General features: G+C 27.4%; 15 protein-coding genes and 1 pseudogene. All 16 read right to left on the reverse strand.

Annotated elements, in window-relative coordinates:
• Nucleotides 1–9: 9 nt before the first annotated feature.
• Nucleotides 10–978, reverse strand: a complete 969-nt coding sequence (locus tag BN6774_RS13565; protein ID WP_066894684.1) for a helix-turn-helix transcriptional regulator — start codon at nucleotides 976–978, stop codon at nucleotides 10–12.
• A gap of 145 nt (nucleotides 979–1,123) precedes the next feature.
• Nucleotides 1,124–1,285: a hypothetical protein gene (locus BN6774_RS18200; RefSeq protein WP_159426838.1), complete on the reverse strand. Its 162-nt coding sequence runs from the start codon at nucleotides 1,283–1,285 to the stop codon at nucleotides 1,124–1,126.
• A 26-nt stretch (nucleotides 1,286–1,311) separates the two neighbouring features.
• Nucleotides 1,312–1,560, reverse strand: coding sequence for a hypothetical protein (locus BN6774_RS13570; RefSeq protein ID WP_066894686.1), 249 nt, complete (start codon nucleotides 1,558–1,560; stop codon nucleotides 1,312–1,314).
• A 197-nt stretch (nucleotides 1,561–1,757) separates the two neighbouring features.
• Nucleotides 1,758–2,018: a restriction endonuclease gene (locus BN6774_RS13575; protein ID WP_066894689.1), complete on the reverse strand. Its 261-nt coding sequence runs from the start codon at nucleotides 2,016–2,018 to the stop codon at nucleotides 1,758–1,760.
• A 48-nt stretch (nucleotides 2,019–2,066) separates the two neighbouring features.
• Nucleotides 2,067–6,434, reverse strand: coding sequence for a hypothetical protein (locus BN6774_RS13580; protein ID WP_066894691.1), 4,368 nt, complete (start codon nucleotides 6,432–6,434; stop codon nucleotides 2,067–2,069).
• A gap of 490 nt (nucleotides 6,435–6,924) precedes the next feature.
• Nucleotides 6,925–7,199 (reverse strand): annotated as a pseudogene (locus BN6774_RS13585) (ATPase); the annotation flags it as partial.
• Between the two features lie 182 nt (nucleotides 7,200–7,381).
• Complete coding sequence (locus BN6774_RS13590; RefSeq protein WP_066894695.1) at nucleotides 7,382–7,606, reverse strand: putative immunity protein; 225 nt, start codon at nucleotides 7,604–7,606, stop codon at nucleotides 7,382–7,384.
• 80 nt (nucleotides 7,607–7,686) lie between these two features.
• The gene (locus BN6774_RS13595) at nucleotides 7,687–8,592 is read right to left on the reverse strand and encodes a hypothetical protein (protein WP_066894697.1); all 906 of its coding nucleotides are present in this window, start codon (nucleotides 8,590–8,592) and stop codon (nucleotides 7,687–7,689) included.
• A 284-nt stretch (nucleotides 8,593–8,876) separates the two neighbouring features.
• On the reverse strand, nucleotides 8,877–10,286 hold the full coding sequence (locus BN6774_RS13600) for an amino acid permease (protein WP_066894699.1): 1,410 nt from the start codon (nucleotides 10,284–10,286) through the stop codon (nucleotides 8,877–8,879).
• Between the two features lie 116 nt (nucleotides 10,287–10,402).
• Entirely contained in the window at nucleotides 10,403–11,638 is a 1,236-nt protein-coding gene (locus BN6774_RS13605; protein WP_066894701.1) for a hypothetical protein, read from the reverse strand.
• Nucleotides 11,639–11,712: 74 nt separating this feature from the next.
• Complete coding sequence (locus tag BN6774_RS13610) at nucleotides 11,713–13,134, reverse strand: HAMP domain-containing sensor histidine kinase (protein WP_066894703.1); 1,422 nt, start codon at nucleotides 13,132–13,134, stop codon at nucleotides 11,713–11,715.
• Nucleotides 13,121–13,816, reverse strand: coding sequence for a response regulator transcription factor (locus tag BN6774_RS13615; protein WP_066894705.1), 696 nt, complete (start codon nucleotides 13,814–13,816; stop codon nucleotides 13,121–13,123). Before BN6774_RS13615 ends, BN6774_RS13610 begins: the two co-directional genes overlap by 14 nt.
• Before the next feature lie 269 nt (nucleotides 13,817–14,085).
• The gene (locus tag BN6774_RS13620) at nucleotides 14,086–14,580 is read right to left on the reverse strand and encodes a deoxycytidylate deaminase (RefSeq protein WP_066894707.1); all 495 of its coding nucleotides are present in this window, start codon (nucleotides 14,578–14,580) and stop codon (nucleotides 14,086–14,088) included.
• Between the two features lie 275 nt (nucleotides 14,581–14,855).
• Entirely contained in the window at nucleotides 14,856–15,647 is a 792-nt protein-coding gene (locus BN6774_RS13625; protein ID WP_084767030.1) for an acetyl-CoA carboxylase carboxyltransferase subunit alpha, read from the reverse strand.
• Between the two features lie 2 nt (nucleotides 15,648–15,649).
• Nucleotides 15,650–16,507 (reverse strand): acetyl-CoA carboxylase, carboxyltransferase subunit beta, encoded by an 858-nt coding sequence (gene accD, locus BN6774_RS13630; protein ID WP_066894709.1) that lies wholly within the window; start codon nucleotides 16,505–16,507, stop codon nucleotides 15,650–15,652.
• Between the two features lie 13 nt (nucleotides 16,508–16,520).
• Nucleotides 16,521–17,864: an acetyl-CoA carboxylase biotin carboxylase subunit gene (locus tag BN6774_RS13635; RefSeq protein ID WP_066894710.1), complete on the reverse strand. Its 1,344-nt coding sequence runs from the start codon at nucleotides 17,862–17,864 to the stop codon at nucleotides 16,521–16,523.
• Nucleotides 17,865–17,872 lie beyond the last annotated feature (8 nt).

A 17,872-nucleotide genomic window follows, 5' to 3' on the forward strand; every position in this document is an offset into this window, starting at 1 on the left:
TTTTTATTATTAACAATATAAATTATATATGTTTCTTGCTATTTCCTTCATCTCCTCCCGTAAGCTATTTGGACGAATAACTTCAATATATTCTCGTTGACTTAACAGCCACATGATAATTCCTTTACTATAAACTTCCGCGTTAATAACATATTTATCTTCGTCCCTGCCAATTACCCTAGCCGTTGGTATTCTATCTAAAACAGCTTCAAGAGAATCTCCTCCAAATTTAAATTGTATATTCATCAGTTCTCCCTGATACATAAAATGAATCCTTTTTCTATATTCTCCTTCTTCAAATCTGTCTTTATAATCTACCTTAAACTTCTCTTCTGTAATAATATATTCTTGAAATCTGTCAACTCTAAAAACTGCTTGATAGTATTTATCTTTTCTCACTATTTCTGCTAATAAATAGAAGTAATACTCATTAAAAACTAACCCTAATGGCTTTAACTTATGTTGCTTAATAACTTTATCTTGTCTCATATATGATACATTCACTATATTTTTTTCTAATATACTTTGGCTTATTTTCCAAAGAAAATCTACAATATTTCTATTATGACTGGGTGACACATAATGAAATAACTCATTTGAAATGAGTTTTTTTATTATACTTCCATCATTATAATTTTGTACTAATGCATTTATAATCCTATTAATCTCCTCATTTGAAAAAGCCCTTGAATCTAATAAAATCTTTGAAACCGCAAAAATATCACTCTCTATAAGATTACTTTTTCTATTAAGTAATTCATGTCCATTTTTCTTTCTAGAATAATGTATTCTTCTCGGAGATAATCCATCAACCTTTATATAATAATTGTTTAAAACTTTAATATCTCTTTGAATAGTCCTTTTCTCTACACCAAATACCCTTGAAATATATTCTTTTTCAATTACTTCTCCTTTATTAAATCTATCATTTAATTCAAGAATACGTAATTTTTGTTCTTCACCTTTATCTTTCTTCATAGATTATACTTCCTCTTACATACTAAATATTACATATTTACACTCATTTTTACATTATATTATAATATTATACATTACTTCAATATAAATCATTAAATAACAAAGGTATGTAAATAGTTTACACACCTCTATTTAAATATTTACTTTATATAAGTTTATTTCCGTTTGAATCTGTTAGTTTATCTGTAAATATCATTATTGCATCAACCAACGCCCATACTACTGCTACTAGCGAAGCTAAATCTAAAAGTAATATACCCGCAATAAATATCCCTAATTGGATATAACCAATCTGTTTATATCCCAAATAAAACCTATGTATTCCTAATGAACCTAAAAAAAAAAAGCTAATAGCCCTGCTGTCATTTTAGAATTATTTCCACTTCCTAAATTTTCTTTTATTCCCGATAGTCTATATTTAACTTTGACACCACAATTTAAGCAAATCTCTGCATTCTTATTCTCTATCATACTACTGCATTCTGGACAATATTTATCTCCTTGTCCCCTTTTTGTACCACACTTAATACAAATAACTGATTTCTCATTATTAAATTTTTCTCTACATTCTCTACAGTACATACTATAACTCTTCCTAAAATTTATTTTTACAACATAATGAAAGTATAATATATAAATATAGACATCTTGTGTCTCTTTATTAAAATTAATCTAAAATAAATAACCCTAGACAACAAATTTTCTTTATTGTTTAGGGTTAATGGTGGAAATAAGACATTTCCTGCATTTTTGTAATATCTTTTACCCACTTAACATATTTACTTTAAATTATTTTTTTCAATTTTTGCTTCTTTCAAATCTATTCTTGCTTCATATCTATGCTTTTGTAGCATATGTAATAAATTTGATCTATTTAATAATGTAAGTGGCTTATCCTTCGCAAACTCATAAGAATCAGCCCCATAATCAGAAGTTGTTACCAAAATTCCTTTTGATGCTCCTTCATTTAAAATTGGATTTATATTTTCTACACCTAAAAGTTGAAAATCTAGTATATTAACCGCAATTGTTTTTAACAAAATCAATTCTTCATGTATAATACCTCGAAAAAATTTTATAGGTATCTTTTACCTATCTAACATCTTAAAGGTCAAAACTCTCGCAGCTCCTATTCTTTTTTCAAACATTAAATCCCAAATACGTAGACACTCATTCATTTCTTCGTTTTTTTCTTCTGATGTTTCATCATATAACCCTATTATAAGTTTAGATATTTCTTCATTTAGTCCATAAATATAACCTTCTGAATCAATATTATTCTCAATTATATTATAACTCATCGCAAAAATGACATCTTTATATGCAATAATAGGTTGATTACTCTTTTCTAAATAACGTACAAAAGTACTTACTATTTTCTTGCTGCTTTTAAAAGATACCAGATTTTTTAAAAATTCTTCATCTCGCTCTATATCTATTAAATTATCATAAAAAATTCTGCTTATTGGAAACTCTAAATCCAAATCTAGTTTTATATACTTCATAATCAACTTCTTAGCTAATTCATTGTATTCTTCCTTATTAAAATAAATTATAACCATTTCAAGTATATACTTAATTTGTTCTTGATTTAAACTTTCAACATTTTCTACTACCTCTGTAAATCTATTTTTTACAATATACATTTCAGCTAAAATATATGCACCCATTTTCATTAAATCCTTATCTTCTTCATAGAAACATTTTAGTATGATATTTTCTATCTCATCTTGCTTATCATTATGAGTTAAAAAAAACATTTGCTTCATACCTCTATATCCCGCAAGCCTATAGTCACTTTCTAGTATGTTTATTATTTTTTCTATCGCCCATCCTCTATTAATATTATATATAGGAAATAAAATATCTAATGTTGCTAACCTTACTGCAGGATTCGCATCTTGGCATAGCTGTATAATACTATCCTCAAAATACTCAAATAATGTTTTATTATCCCATAAAAGCTTTCCTATAGCTGATGCCGCACTTCCCCTAACACAATTTAACGCATTGCTACTTAACATATTAAATGATTTTATTTCCTTATCATATGGTGATGTCACATTAGCTTCATCAATTTTAGGGTTAATATGATTTAGAGCAATATCCTTAAGTATATCTAGTATCTCGTACGACCATTCTCCATTATCCTTCTTACGTACCATATCACAAATATATCTTGCCCTATATCCCTCATAATCATATTTATATGTCAATATAAATCTTTCTAATATTTTATTGTTAACCTCTTCCAAATTTTCACTATAGGTGATTCCACTAAAAAGCGAATCTAAGTACACATCATCTATATTTAAGCTGTTATCCAATAGCAAATTTATAAACCTTTTCGGTTCTTTACTTGCAGCATCTCTTAATTCACTTGCAAACTTTTCTATTGAACTTTCAACAAATCCTCCTTTCACTTCTACCCATCTAGATCTTCTATCTCTAGTTTTTATTTTAGTATTAGTTAAAATTTGTATCCATTGCTTATTACTCAACCTTTTCCCAGCTATAGGAGAATAGATACTTCCTGAATGCCCACTGCTTTTATTATATATATTGCTTTCTACAAAACTAATATTACGTCGTTTAAGAACATCTAATAATTTTTTTACCTTTAATGATATTCGCTTTTTAGGTAATGCAGTAAGAAGTATTATTTGTAAATCTCCCCAGAAACTCCAGTATACCTTTGTATTATTGCTTTTATTTCTATTAAACTCAATTCGGCTCTTATACCGCTCCTTTGCTCTTGGGTCTATATAGTATATAATTTTTTCTTCCAGTTTTAAATATGTTGGATTATCACACCATCTTGAATGTATCTCTATAACATCCTTTACCTTATCTAGCTTATTTTTTGTAGAACTACTTTTATCAAAAATTATATTATCAAAATTATCATATAAACAATTGATTACTAAATTACTTAATTCTGTAGGGAATCTCTTTAAACCATCTAATATAATTTCATTGTATACATTATATCCTTTATTAAAATATTGCTTATATCTATTAATGAATTCTTCGGGATTTCGTTTTATTAAAATCATATTTGTCTTTTTTATTATTTGAACACAAATTCTTTCCATTCCTTGGTTATAAGACTCTCTGGCATTCCATTTAGAACACCATGCTTCTGTCTCCTGTGGAATATATTTTAATAATGTATCTAGTATAAACTCTACATTCTCTATTGCTATCTCATTATCATTATCTAAAAAATTTTCTTCATCTTGATATATTCTATGACCTTTTAACTCATTTTTTAATACTAATTCAAAAACCCTCACTGCTCTTACTTCGCATCTAATAAATAATTCTTTAAAATCGATATACCTATCAATAAATTTGGGATACTTCTCATAGAATACCAACCTTAACTCAAACATTTCATCTATATCTTCATAAATATTAAAATAGAAGCATCTACTAAATTTTTCGTCATTATCCTTTGATTTAAATAAATGTCTTTTTATAAACTCTATATCCTCATTTCTATATTTAGGGCTTATACTTTGAACTAACTTTATAGCTATATCTTTTTTATCATCTAAAGACATCCATTTATCCAAAATGCCATTATCAATTAATAGCTGTGCAAATATTGCGTGTCCTACAATTATTCCATCAATAATATGATTTCCATACTCATTATCATCATAGTATTGTAAAATAAATTTTCTAGTAGCATCACTTATATTAGTAGATTGTCCAAGAACTTCAAAAAATACATATTTAACATAAAACCTAATCTCATTTGATTTCATCATTTGTATTCCAAACTGAATAAACTCTTCTTCATCTTCCGTCTGTATATCCTGTAATAACATTTGAATTTGATACCTTTTTTGGGGAGTCTGTTTGTGCTTATCCCCTATTATACTTATAATATCTTCTCCTTCAAAATATCTCTTCAACATTTCCTGTGCCAAAAAGTAATCTGAAATACTCTGATGTGCAAATGAAACGCTATTACTATTCTTGATTATAAAACCATTTGAGCTTAAATACGTTAAACTTCTTTCTGTTACTTTTAATGCATTTAAAAGTTTAACACTTATATGTAATTTCCCTAAAGTATTAATCTTATCTATAAGTGCAGATTTAGTATGCTCAATCTCTACTTCATCAATTAGATTCTCTGTGCAATTTTGTTTTATTTGTTCCCACCATTTCTGAATTAATTGATTAGCAGTTGAATAATCATCATACATACTCTCTTGCTCTAAATGTTCCCATATATAAAGATTGCTAGCAATACTAAGTACTTTTTTCATTTTGTACGATAATTTATCATACCTAAATCCAACAATCTCTCTAACAACATCTTCTGACAACTCTCCAACTATAATTTCTTTCCATTCTATGCCTGTTTTTTCTTTGTTTTGTTGATTATCGTTGCTATTAAATAGAGACTTAATATTAGGATCATTCTCATAATCATAAGTTCTACATACAAAAATAATAGATATCTTATTATCTCTATTTAAATTAATTTCCTCTACTCTCTTTATTACTTCTGTACATGTAATTAAGGCTTGCCTTGAATGCACATTTGTCCACCGTAATGCATCTAATTGATCTAATATAATAACTCCTCTTTTATCTTCGCAAAGCATATTCAAAGCTCTAGGAATTGATGTTGTTAACCCTAACTCTTCTCCCCACTTATCTGCATTTAGTTCTGGCATTCTATCATCTAATTTAATTGCAACATACGGAATATCTTCTTTTTCACAGTACTCTATTACCCCTTGAGTACACCCACTCTTTCCTTGCCCGGCCTTACCATGTATAATAAGTGATTTATCAATCTTAATATCTTCAATACATGCATCTATTTCTGGTCTATTTATAAAAGTTCTTTTTATTCCTCTAAAAGTATTCTTGTACTGTTCATTTAACTCACTTACTCTAGGTATAATTTTCTTATTTATCCTATCTATAATACTTTCTTCTAATGTAAAAAAATGCTTTGCTATTTCTTTATTTCCTTCGACTACAAATGGTGATTCAAAAAAGCTAGCTGTATACCATATTAAATCAATTCCTAATTCTTTAGATTTTTCTTCGACTTCTTTCTTAGCTTTGGTATCATTCTCTTTTGGTGCCTTCTTATCATGACATTGCCCCCACTCTTGATTAGTATAAAAGATTAACTTATTTATGCCTTTATAATTCCTTTTTGCCGATTCCAATGTTTCTATTAACTTACTCTTATTATTTGATAAAGTAGTATCATAAAATTTTGCTTGCCATCCTATAATTTCATCCCCTACTGATATGGTATTTGTTTCAATAGCAGACTGATTTTTATATCTAAATATTCCCTTTTCTTGCTTATATTCTTTGCAGAAAAGTATATAACAAAACCACTCAAAGTTGTTCTGTGGATTTTCACTAAACTTTGCTCTAAAGATATCCCAATTTGGTTTAATAATTAAATCCATACTCATCCCTCCTAAAACCTTAGCTTCTTATATTTCCCAATATATTACTGAAATAATTATATCACAATCCACGGATGCTTTTTGTATGATTGATTTAATTTACCTCACTTAAATTGATAAAAATTTTATTTTTACTTATTATCCTAAAAATTTGTATATAAAAAGTTAAAAACATATTTTTTCTATATATAATAAAACAACTGAAATAAATTCAGCTGCTCTTTTAAAACTTAATATATTAAATTTTCAATTATTTTTTCTAACAATTTTGGTTCTCCACAGATACGCTTCACCATATCGTAAGTAAAAAAGTTTAAATTTCTACGCATACAATATAATTAGTAATATTTAAAATTCAAGTTTTGATTATATAAAATAGCTAGCAAAACTCTTTTTATTTTACTAGCTACTTTTGTAGTATATTATTTGCCCAATTAGGTATTTTTTTTAATCCATATTATTTTGCCATTTCTTATACCTATATGGTATCCTCAACAGGTATTCCATGACCACCCTTGCTCACTCTAATTCTAACTCTAACTCTCTCCTTCGCAACTTTTAGGTTCTTTATACATACATAATTCATAACTATATAAAAACCATTTTCTTTTGAAAACTTTGTATTCTTTATTATAATCTTTCCATGATCCAATTCTAGATACCATTTCATCAGTATTTATTCTTTTCTCATCTTTATTTTTATTATAGTATATAGACTTATATATAGAAGTTTTTTCCCGCGCCATTAACCCCAGCAAAATTTATATAAGTTCACATATTAATGACCAATTACCTTCGCTTGTTCTTTCTGTAACACTAAATTCGATAATCTATTTATCAATCATTATATACCAAACCTATCAAATAATAAACTTAATATCTTTTTATTTTGGTTGTCCATAGATATGCTTCTCCGTAACTAATCCTAAACTTCCAAATTCATTTGATTAACAATTCCAATTTATTTTTGCTGGATTAGGTTCACCTACTATAGCAATTTCACGTAAAACTTCTTCCATTTTATTGCATTCCCTTGCAGCTATTTGAACTTCCTTGATAATTTTCTTTGCTTCTACTAGCTTAATTTTTCCTTTAAGCCATTCATTTAGTGCATTTCTTAAACGAAAATCATTAGAATAATCTTTTTCATAAATAGGTAAAATATCTTCCATTGCATGTTCATTACACTATTTTACATTTCACTTCTATTTTTTAATATCTATTTTATAAATCTACCTATATAAATTTGAATTTAACTATAGGTTGACTTAATATATAATACATTTTTTATAATTAAATTTGATTTCCACCAATTCTTACTAATATTCCATTGTTCAGGATAATTTTTCCATGTCCATGTAATCCCCCATGTGCCATTGGATTCTTGAGTATTTAAAATAAATTCACATTCATAATCACATATTTCTTTATTATCCATATAGAAATCACTTGTTTTATTGTCTATGAATAAAGATGGTTTACATATATAATCAACTTCCCACTTTGATGTGTCATATGTTATAACATGTTGAATTTGTTTTTGTAGTAAATATCTAAATTCATCCATATCCAAAATATCATTTATTGAGCTTTCTTTTATATACTCATACAATCTAACAAAACAAGAAACAGTGTGCATAGATTCCATAGGAAAATTTATCTTAAAATAATTGTATGCTTCTTTAGCAAGAACACAGGCAAGTTCAAAAAGTTTACTATTTTCATCTGCAAACTTCAATATAAAACCAATAAAGCATGCTGTAGGATTATATGATATTTCATTGGAATCTTGAAAATTCCACCATGGTGCATGAGGATAATTATTATTAGTAGCTATTTTATTTGACCATGTATGTCCATCAAAATCCTTTCCAGAGGCTAAGTAATTCAATATTCCTTGTATAATTGGATGATCTTTGTCCTTAAGATTTATCTCTTTAATAATTTCCGTGGCAACCCAAGTTTGAACTGGAGATGAATTAGGATTCCAAAAATCTGGCTCAAGTGCATTCCCAAATCCTCCATCTTCATTTTGATATACCCTCAATGCTGTCAGAACATCTTCCTTGCTTCCATTTTCAAATAAATACTTCCATCTTGCTATATCAAGTGGCCTAGCATTCTTATAAATAAAATTTCTAGCTTTTTCATAGTACATAATTAAACCTCCATTTAGTTTATTTATAAAGAAACATCACTACTTACATTTGTACGTAGGAGTAAGTTCTGCTAACTAAATCAAAGATTTAAAGCATCCCTTAAATTCTCATATATCCCTCTTTCATATTCCAAAAACTTACAAAACAATTATAACATAATTTAAATACTTTTTACTCTAATTGCCTTTATTTTATATTTCATAATTTTTTGATTGTAATTAATTTATTATATTTAAAAAGCTGTCTCAGTAATTTAATAAATTTCTTGAGACAGCTTTTTGTTTTATTTTACTTTATTTGTTTTCTTAGCTATATAAGGTAATATTAATCCTAATGCAATTAATATAAATGGAGTTACAATATTTAATACTAATTGGAATATGTCCTTCGAGTACATTCCTCCTATACATGCAAATGCTGTAAATGCAAAGCACCAAGCTCCTAAAATTATTCCTAAAGTTTTATTCTTAACAAAATAATATTCTCTTTGGAACTTGTCACCTACTTTCTTTAATGCTATATAGGCAACAAATACCCATAAATATCTTAATGGCATACATACTGCATTTAGCTTTACAAGCCATTTAACTAAATCATCAACACTTCCTATTCCAAATGCAGGAACTATTATTAATATAGAAACTATAACAAAAATTAATTTGTGTCCATTTACATATGCACCATTTTTATTTGTGACAAATAATTTTTCTGGAATAAATCTTCTATCTCCACTATCAAGTAGCATACGTAATGGAGCATCAATAGAAATTATCAGTACAGCAAATTGTCCAATCATATTAGTAATTGCATAAGCTATAACAAATAAATTTCCTAGGTTATAGTATTCACCTAACTTTTGGAATGCATAATATGCTCCATTTGTCATTAAATCTTTTGGAATATTATTTGAGTCAAACATCATTCCTAATGAAATTGTTCCAAGTATTGCTGTAACTGCAACCATAACAGCTAAAGCAATCATCCCCTTAGAAAAACCTTTAGCTGGATCTTTCATTTGATTTACATATGGAGATATTTTCTCACAACCTCCAACTGCAAAAACTAATATAGATATACTGGTAAAAAATGCAGCATCAAACTTTGGTATAAATGTACTTAATGACCAATCAATTTCATTTAATTGAACATTAGTAATTGCTGGGGCTGCCATCATTAATAGTATAAATAGCATAGACATTACAAACATAGATGTTCCTGCTAAAGAAGATAACTTCTTTAATGGATTTAATCCTTTTGATGCAATATACATAGCAATTATAAATACAATTAAACAACTTACTTGTAGTAATTTTGTATCCATACTACTGATTCTTTTATCTTGAAAAATAGCCCAACTTGTTGCAATCATAAAATTATTAGGCTTTTGTGAAAGGTATGGCATATGTACAATCCAATATGTCCATCCTGCATAATATGCTAGCTTAGGTCCTATAGTTTCTCCAACCCAAGAACTAACACCGCCCCCATGACTTTTAAATGCTGATCCTAATTCCCCAACCATCAACGCATATGGTACAAAATAAATTGCAAAAATAATTAACCAAGCAACAATTGCTTGTAATCCATTGTATTCAGAAAATCCGTTGATTACATTACCAAATCCCCAAACTCCTGAAAAGGCCATTAATGCAAGACTATACCACATAATCTTTTTGCTTTTGTTTTCCGGCATTTTTAAAACCTCACTTTAATTAAAATAATAAAGGCTATAATATAGTTTCATATATTATAGCCTTCACTATTTTAACATCTTTTTTATATAATTTTCAAATAATAAAGTGAATTTTATTATTTAACTTCATATATTTCATAATAAATATCATCTATTGTTATAGCTCCATCTATTGTTTTGGAATTAATATATTGAACATAAAATTTATTTTCTTTATTGCTCCATCCTTTAATAGACATATATTCCTTATAATTATCATCAACTACCATTGAATTTGTGAAATCTTGAAAATTAGATATTTCTAAATTATCATTTATTCTGGCTATACCTATACTTTTCTCATCCTGTGGTCCTGAATTTTCTATTAATACTAAGTCTTTTTCTTTATTTAACTTAAAAAATGAATACAAATAATCTAATTCAATTTCTTTTGTTAACTCTTTGCTATCTATATCGTATCTCCATACACCATATTTTTCTTCCACAAACCCAGAAAACAATATCTTATTGTTACTATATATAATTCCACCTCTAACCCAAAAATCTATTCCACTTTTATCATCAAGTATAACATTGAACTTATTATCTTCGATATATCCTATAGTTGTAGAAGAACCATTTTCTAACAATATATATATTTTTTCTCCATCTATCATTAAGACACTTTTAAAATTATTTTTTATAATATCTATAATCGATCCGGTTAGTTCATAATATTTGTCCTTAACTGTATCTATTATTGATATTTTTTCAATTCCACTTCCCTCATCAAAGAAATAAATGTCTAATTTTCCATCATCACTTATTTGAAATCTGTTTAAATTTCCTTTTGTATCTTCTATTAATTTTTTATATGCAGTTAATTCCTTTAGACTACAATCTTCATCTAAAATATATACTTTATTATCTTTTAAAATTCTGAAATTTTCTGATGCGCCCATATAATCTACAAGTAATTGTCCACTTATCTCTTTATTATCCCAATTAATTATGTTTCTATCATTATCTAATACATCCGTTATATTTCCTATATATAAACTATCAATGTATATCTTGGGGAACTGACTAGAATAAATAGCTTCCTCCTCCCCCTCCCTTTCACTATGATAATTTATTTCTATTAACCTATCATCATTTCTTATTAATGCTCCATTTTTATTTCCACTAAGATTTTCAGTTTTTAAAACCTTAGTAACCTTAAGTATATTATTTGAATTAGCAGTTTCATTTGCATCATCATCAATTATTATGCTATCTATAACCTTATCTTCTTTGAATATGCTATTAGAACATCCTATGGCTGTACTTAAAGTAATAATTATTAATCCTATAAATATTTTTTTTATTATCATTTTATCTCTCCCCTTCCTAAATTTATTTTAATAAATTCTTATTTTCAAAATAATACCAAGTTATTTCTAAGATGTTAATTTTTAGGGAGATTTACTATAAATTTTGTTTCATCATTATTTAATGTTACTTCTATACTTCCCTTATGTCCTAAAACTATATTTTTGCATATATAAAGCCCAAGTCCATTAGAATCTTTACTAGAAAACCCTTTTTCTTCTATTTTTATAAAAGGATCAAATATCTTATCTTTAAATTCAATAGGTATCTTCTTTCCTTTAGTTAATATTGAAAACTGAAAAGTCTCATTTTCTTCTTTTGTTTCTATAGTTATACTAGTGTTTTCATAGGAATATTTAATTCCATTGTCTATTAAATTGCTAAATAACATAGTTAGATACTGTTTATTTCCTCTTATAATTTCTTTGTTAATGTTGTTAATTATTTCTAGTTCCTTTTCAATAATCTTTGGATATTTTTCAATTAATAAATCCTCTATAATATTTTTTATGTTAACTTCTTCAAAAGAATATTCTTTTAAATCACTACTTTGCTTTGATATATTAAGTAATGATATTACCATTTCATGCATTCTATTACTTTCAGAAATTATTCTATCTAAAGCACTTCTTTTAAATTCATCATCATTAAAATCATCACTTCTTAAAATTTGTGCATAGCCAGAAATATTAGTTAAAGGGGTTTTTAACTCATGAGTAATATTTCTAAATATGTTTTTTTCTTGCTCTTCTTTATTTTTTAGCCTCTCACTCATATTGTTAAAGCTATCTATAAGAACTCCAATTTCTTCATTAGATTTATTTTCTATTTTCTCTGGATAACTTCCTATTGATATTTCTGAAAGCTTCTCTTTTAAAAGCACAATTGGTTTTATAATCTTTGATAATATAAAATAAATAGAAATAAAAATAGCTAAAAATAGTAATAGAACTATACTATTAACTAGCTTTTTTATTGTTATATTTCTTATATAGTCCTCACTATAGTCCTTAATTAAAACTAATGTACATATTTGATCATTATAACTTTTGTAAATAGGTACACTTAATTTACCTAATATGCTTCCATTCTTGCTTTCTATATCAAGCATTGTTTTATTATTCTTCGCCTCATCAAAGGATGGTGGTAAATCTTTCAAAATACTTAAATTTACAACTTTTTCATTAGTTATACCTGTTGAAATAACATTTCCATTTATATCATAAAATATTCCTTGAGTATTTACCCTTTCAACCACAAATCTTATCATCTTATTATCAAAATAATTTATATTTATATTACTTTTTTCTATGCTATTTAATGCTATATAATCCTCTAAATTTTTTGATGAAATATAGTAAATATCTTGCATATCATTTTTAATAAAATCTTCAAATTCTTTATCAAAGAACTTGTCCATAACTAAATTAAAGGATATTGTTGATAATAAAAATATTAATAATAATACTATTCCATACTTTTTTCTAATGGTTAACATCCTTCACCTTTAAGATATAGCCAACTCCAAAAACAGTTTCTATATTTAATTCCTTTCCTAATTTCTGCCTTAATCTAGTTATATGAACATCAACAGTTCTAGTATCTCCTAAATAATCATATCCCCAAACTAAATCTAACAATTGATTTCTAGAATAAACTTTATTTCGATTCTTAGATAAAAATAATAGTAGTTCAAATTCCCTTGGCTTTAATTGAATCTCCTTATCTAAAACAGTTACTATTCTACACTCTTCACTAATTTTTATATTATCTATAATAATGTCCTTTTCTTCTATTTTTTCATTTGATTTTTTAATTTCTTCTCTAAGCCTAAGGGCTACCCTTATTCTAGTAATTACTTCTCTAATATCAAAAGGCTTTGTAATATAATCATCTGCCCCAAGTTCTAAACCTAATATTTTATCCATAATATCTATTCTAGCAGTAAGCATAATTATAGGAATTTTGTACTTTGAAATTTTTCTACAAACACTAAAACCATCTGTATCATTTAACATTATATCTAGTAATATTAAATCTGGATTAAAGCTTATTATTTCATTTTCAGCTTCTAATCCATTTGGATTTACTTTCACCTTATATCCTTCCTTCATTAAGGAAAATCTTAATATTTCACTTATGTCCCTATCATCTTCTATAATTAATATATTTTCTCTCATTTTTTCTCCTACCCATCATATATTTATTTACATTATAATCTATAAATATTAATATCCTTTAACAACTTGTTTCCAAGTTGTTAACAAACTTATTTAAATATACACTTATATATTATACATTTTATTCCTTTTTATATAAATAAAAAGTGTTAAAGTATCATATCCAGGTTCCGTCGCAAGCTCCAAGTCACCTTTCTATGATATTTTAACACTTCAAAACTGAATGATAGAAATTATAAAAAATGGAAGCTAGTGCTCCCATATCTAAATTAAATATCATTTACATCAAAAGATATTCCTATATTCTTATTTTTTGGTTCTAGTTTAGTCATTTTAACTCCAGCAGCACTAAACATCCTTTTAGAAGCTTTAACTATATCTGTATCTGCATATTTATCTGATAAATATACTACTTCCTTAATACCAGATTGTATTATTGCCTTAGCACATTCATTGCATGGAAATAAAGCAACATATACTTTTGAACCTACTAAACTAGTTCCTCTACTATTTAATATTGCATTTAATTCTGCATGAACTACATAGGGATATTTAGTTTCAAGCATATCACCTTCTCTATCCCATGGAAATTCATCATCAGAACATCCTCTCGGTAATCCATTATATCCTTGACTTAAAATCTTATTATCATTATCAACTATACATGCTCCAACCTGAGTGCTTGGATCCTTACTTCTCATTCCAGCTAAAATAGCAACTCCCATAAAGTACTCATCCCAAGATATGTAATCACTTCTTTTCAAATAAATCCCCCCATTAGATAATTAATAATTAAAAATGAAGAATGAAAAACATTGCTTATTTTTTCATTCTACCCTTTATTTATCTTTAGTAAGTTTGATATTAACTTGATTATACTTCTTTATTATAACATCAAATTCAAAATATTCTATATTAATTAAGCTTTTATAAATTCCAAAGTATGAGGAATTTACTACTTTAGTATGTAAAAGGGAGAAATCATTTTGCGATGACTTGGAGTTTACGACTGAACAAGCAAAATAATTTCTCCCTTTTTTTACTTAAATTTTCTAAACCTTTGATATCTTTCTTCTAATAGAACTTTTTTTGGTTTTCTTAATAAAATTCTAAATTCACTAATTAATTCATCTTTTATTGAAGTTGCAACTAAATCTAAATTTTTATGTGCTCCACCCTTAGGCTCTTTTATAATTTTTTCAATTATTCCTCTTTCTAAAAGCTCATAGGATGTTATTCCCATAATTTCTGCTACATCTTTTGATTTAGATGGGTCCTTTAATAATATTGATGCAAAACCTTCAGGTGATAAAATTGAATAAACCGAGTTTTCAAGCATCCATACTCTATCTCCACAAGCTAATGCAATAGCACCACCACTACCACCTTCACCAATTATTATTGATATTATAGGTACATTAATTTGTGATATTTCAATTAAATTTCTAGCAATAGCTTCTCCTTGCCCTCTTTCTTCTGCACCAATACCGCAATATGCTCCTGATGTATTTATAAAACAAACTATTGGTCTATTAAACTTTTCTGCTTGCTTCATTAATCTTAAGGCCTTTCTATATCCTTCAGGATGTGGAGATCCAAAATTTCTCTCCATATTTTCCTTTAAGTCCTTACCTTTTTGAATTCCTATTATTGTAACTGGCATGTTATTCAATAATCCTATTCCACCTACAATAGATTTATCATCTTTAAATAACCTATCTCCATGTAATTCAAAAAAATTCGTGAATATTTTATCTATATAATCTAGTGTAGTTGGTCTTTCTATCATTCTAGCAATTTGTAATCTATCATAAGCTTTAATATTCTTCACAACTACACCTCCTTACTTTTATGAAAACTTAAAAGAGTTGAAAGAGCCATTTTTAAATTTTGTCTTTTAATAATATTATCTATAAATCCGTGTTCTAATAAAAATTCTGCACTTTGAAAATCTTCAGGCAATTTTTCTTTTATAGTTCCTTCAATTACTCTTCTTCCTGCAAAGCCTACTAATGCTTTTGGTTCTGCTAATATTATATCTCCAAGCATTGCAAAACTTGCTGTTACTCCACCAGTAGTTGGATCTGTTAATACCGTTATATAAAGCAGTCCTGCTTCACTATGTCTTGCTAAAGCGCTACTTATTTTAGCCATTTGCATAAGGGATAATATTCCTTCTTGCATTCTAGCCCCACCTGATGCTGTAAATATGACTATAGGTAATTTTCTTTTAGTAGCTTCTTCCACTGCTAAAGTAAGCTTCTCTCCTACTACAGTTCCCATGCTTCCCATTAAGAAGTTAGAATCCATTACTGCAATAAAAGCTTTATTACCACCAATTTCACATTCCCCTGTAACTACAGCTTCATTTGTTCCACTTTTTTCTTCATTATTTTTTAGTTTTTCTTCATAGTTTGGAAAGTCCATTGGATTTTTTGATTTCATATGTTTATTAAATTCTTTAAAAGAACCTTTATCACAAATTTGGCTTATTCTTTCATAACTACCAAGCCTAAAATGATAATTACAATTAGTACATATATTATAATTTTCTTCTAAAGATTTTTTATATAAAATCTTGCCACAATTACTGCATTTTATCCAAGTTCCATCTGGAACTACTGGTATATCTTTTTCTTCTATTTGACTTATGTTTATAACACCATACTGTCTTTTCTTAAAAATCCCCATATTTTTTCACCAACTATAAATTATATTCTTTGCTTATAAAACTAGTATCATAGTCTCCTAAGCGAAATTTTTCATTATTTAAAATATCTATTTGAAACTCAATATTATTGTCAATTCCTTCAATTACAAATTCTTCTAAGGCCCTTAACATTTTATTAATAGCTTCTTCTCTATTTTTCCCATAGGCTATTAATTTTGCTATCATTGAATCATAAGTAGGTGGTATCGTATATCCTGTAAACACAGCAGTATCAACTCTTATTCCATTTCCCCCTGGTAAATTTAAAAATTCTATTTTACCTGGCGAAGGAATAAATCCCTTACTTGGATTTTCTGCATTTATCCTACATTCAATGGCATGACCTGTTATTTCAATATTTTCTTGAGAAAAATTTAAATTTTCTCCATTAGCAATTTTAATTTGCTCTTTTACTATATCTATAGATGTAATCATCTCTGTTATTGGATGTTCAACCTGTATTCTTGTGTTCATTTCCATAAAATAAAAATGTCCATATTTATCTACTAAAAACTCTATAGTTCCTGCATTTACATAATTTACTGCTTTTGCAGCATTTATAGCCGCCTTACCCATTTCTATTCTAAGTTCATCACTTAAAATAGTAGATGGCGCTTCTTCTAATACTTTTTGATTTCTTCTTTGTACAGTACAATCTCTTTCTCCTAAATGTACTATATTACCATGTTCATCTCCTAAAATTTGAAACTCTATATGTCTTGGATTTTCAATAAATTTTTCCATATAGATAGTATCGTCACCAAAATTAACCTTTGCTTCAGTTTTTGCTGTAAAATAAGCATTTTCTAGTTCATCTTTGCTTTGAACTATTCTTATGCCTTTACCACCTCCACCTAGAGCTGCTTTTATCATTACTGGATACCCTATTCTTTCTGCTTCTACAAATGCATCCTCTACAGTTTCTATAATACCATCACTTCCAGGTATGATAGGAACATCTGCATTTTTCATAATCTCTCTTGCTCTAGATTTATCTCCCATTATACTTATGGTTTTGCTACTAGGACCAATAAACTTTATGTTGCACTCTTCACAGATTGCTGCAAATTCAGCATTTTCTGATAAAAAACCAAATCCTGGATGAATTGCATTGCACTTAGTAATTACTGCAGCACTTATTATATTACTTTCATTTAAGTAAGAGTCCTTTGATTTAGGCTTACCCACACAAATAGCTTCATCTGCAAGCTGAGTATGCATAGCATCTTTATCAGCTTCCGAGTAAATAGCTACTGTTTTTATGCCAAGTTCTTTGCAAGCCCTTATTATTCTAACTGCTATTTCTCCTCTATTAGCTATCAAAACCTTTCTAATCATAAAAACAC

Source organism: Clostridium nigeriense, from assembly GCF_900086595.1.
Taxonomy (GTDB): Bacteria; Bacillota; Clostridia; order Clostridiales; family Clostridiaceae; genus Clostridium; species Clostridium nigeriense.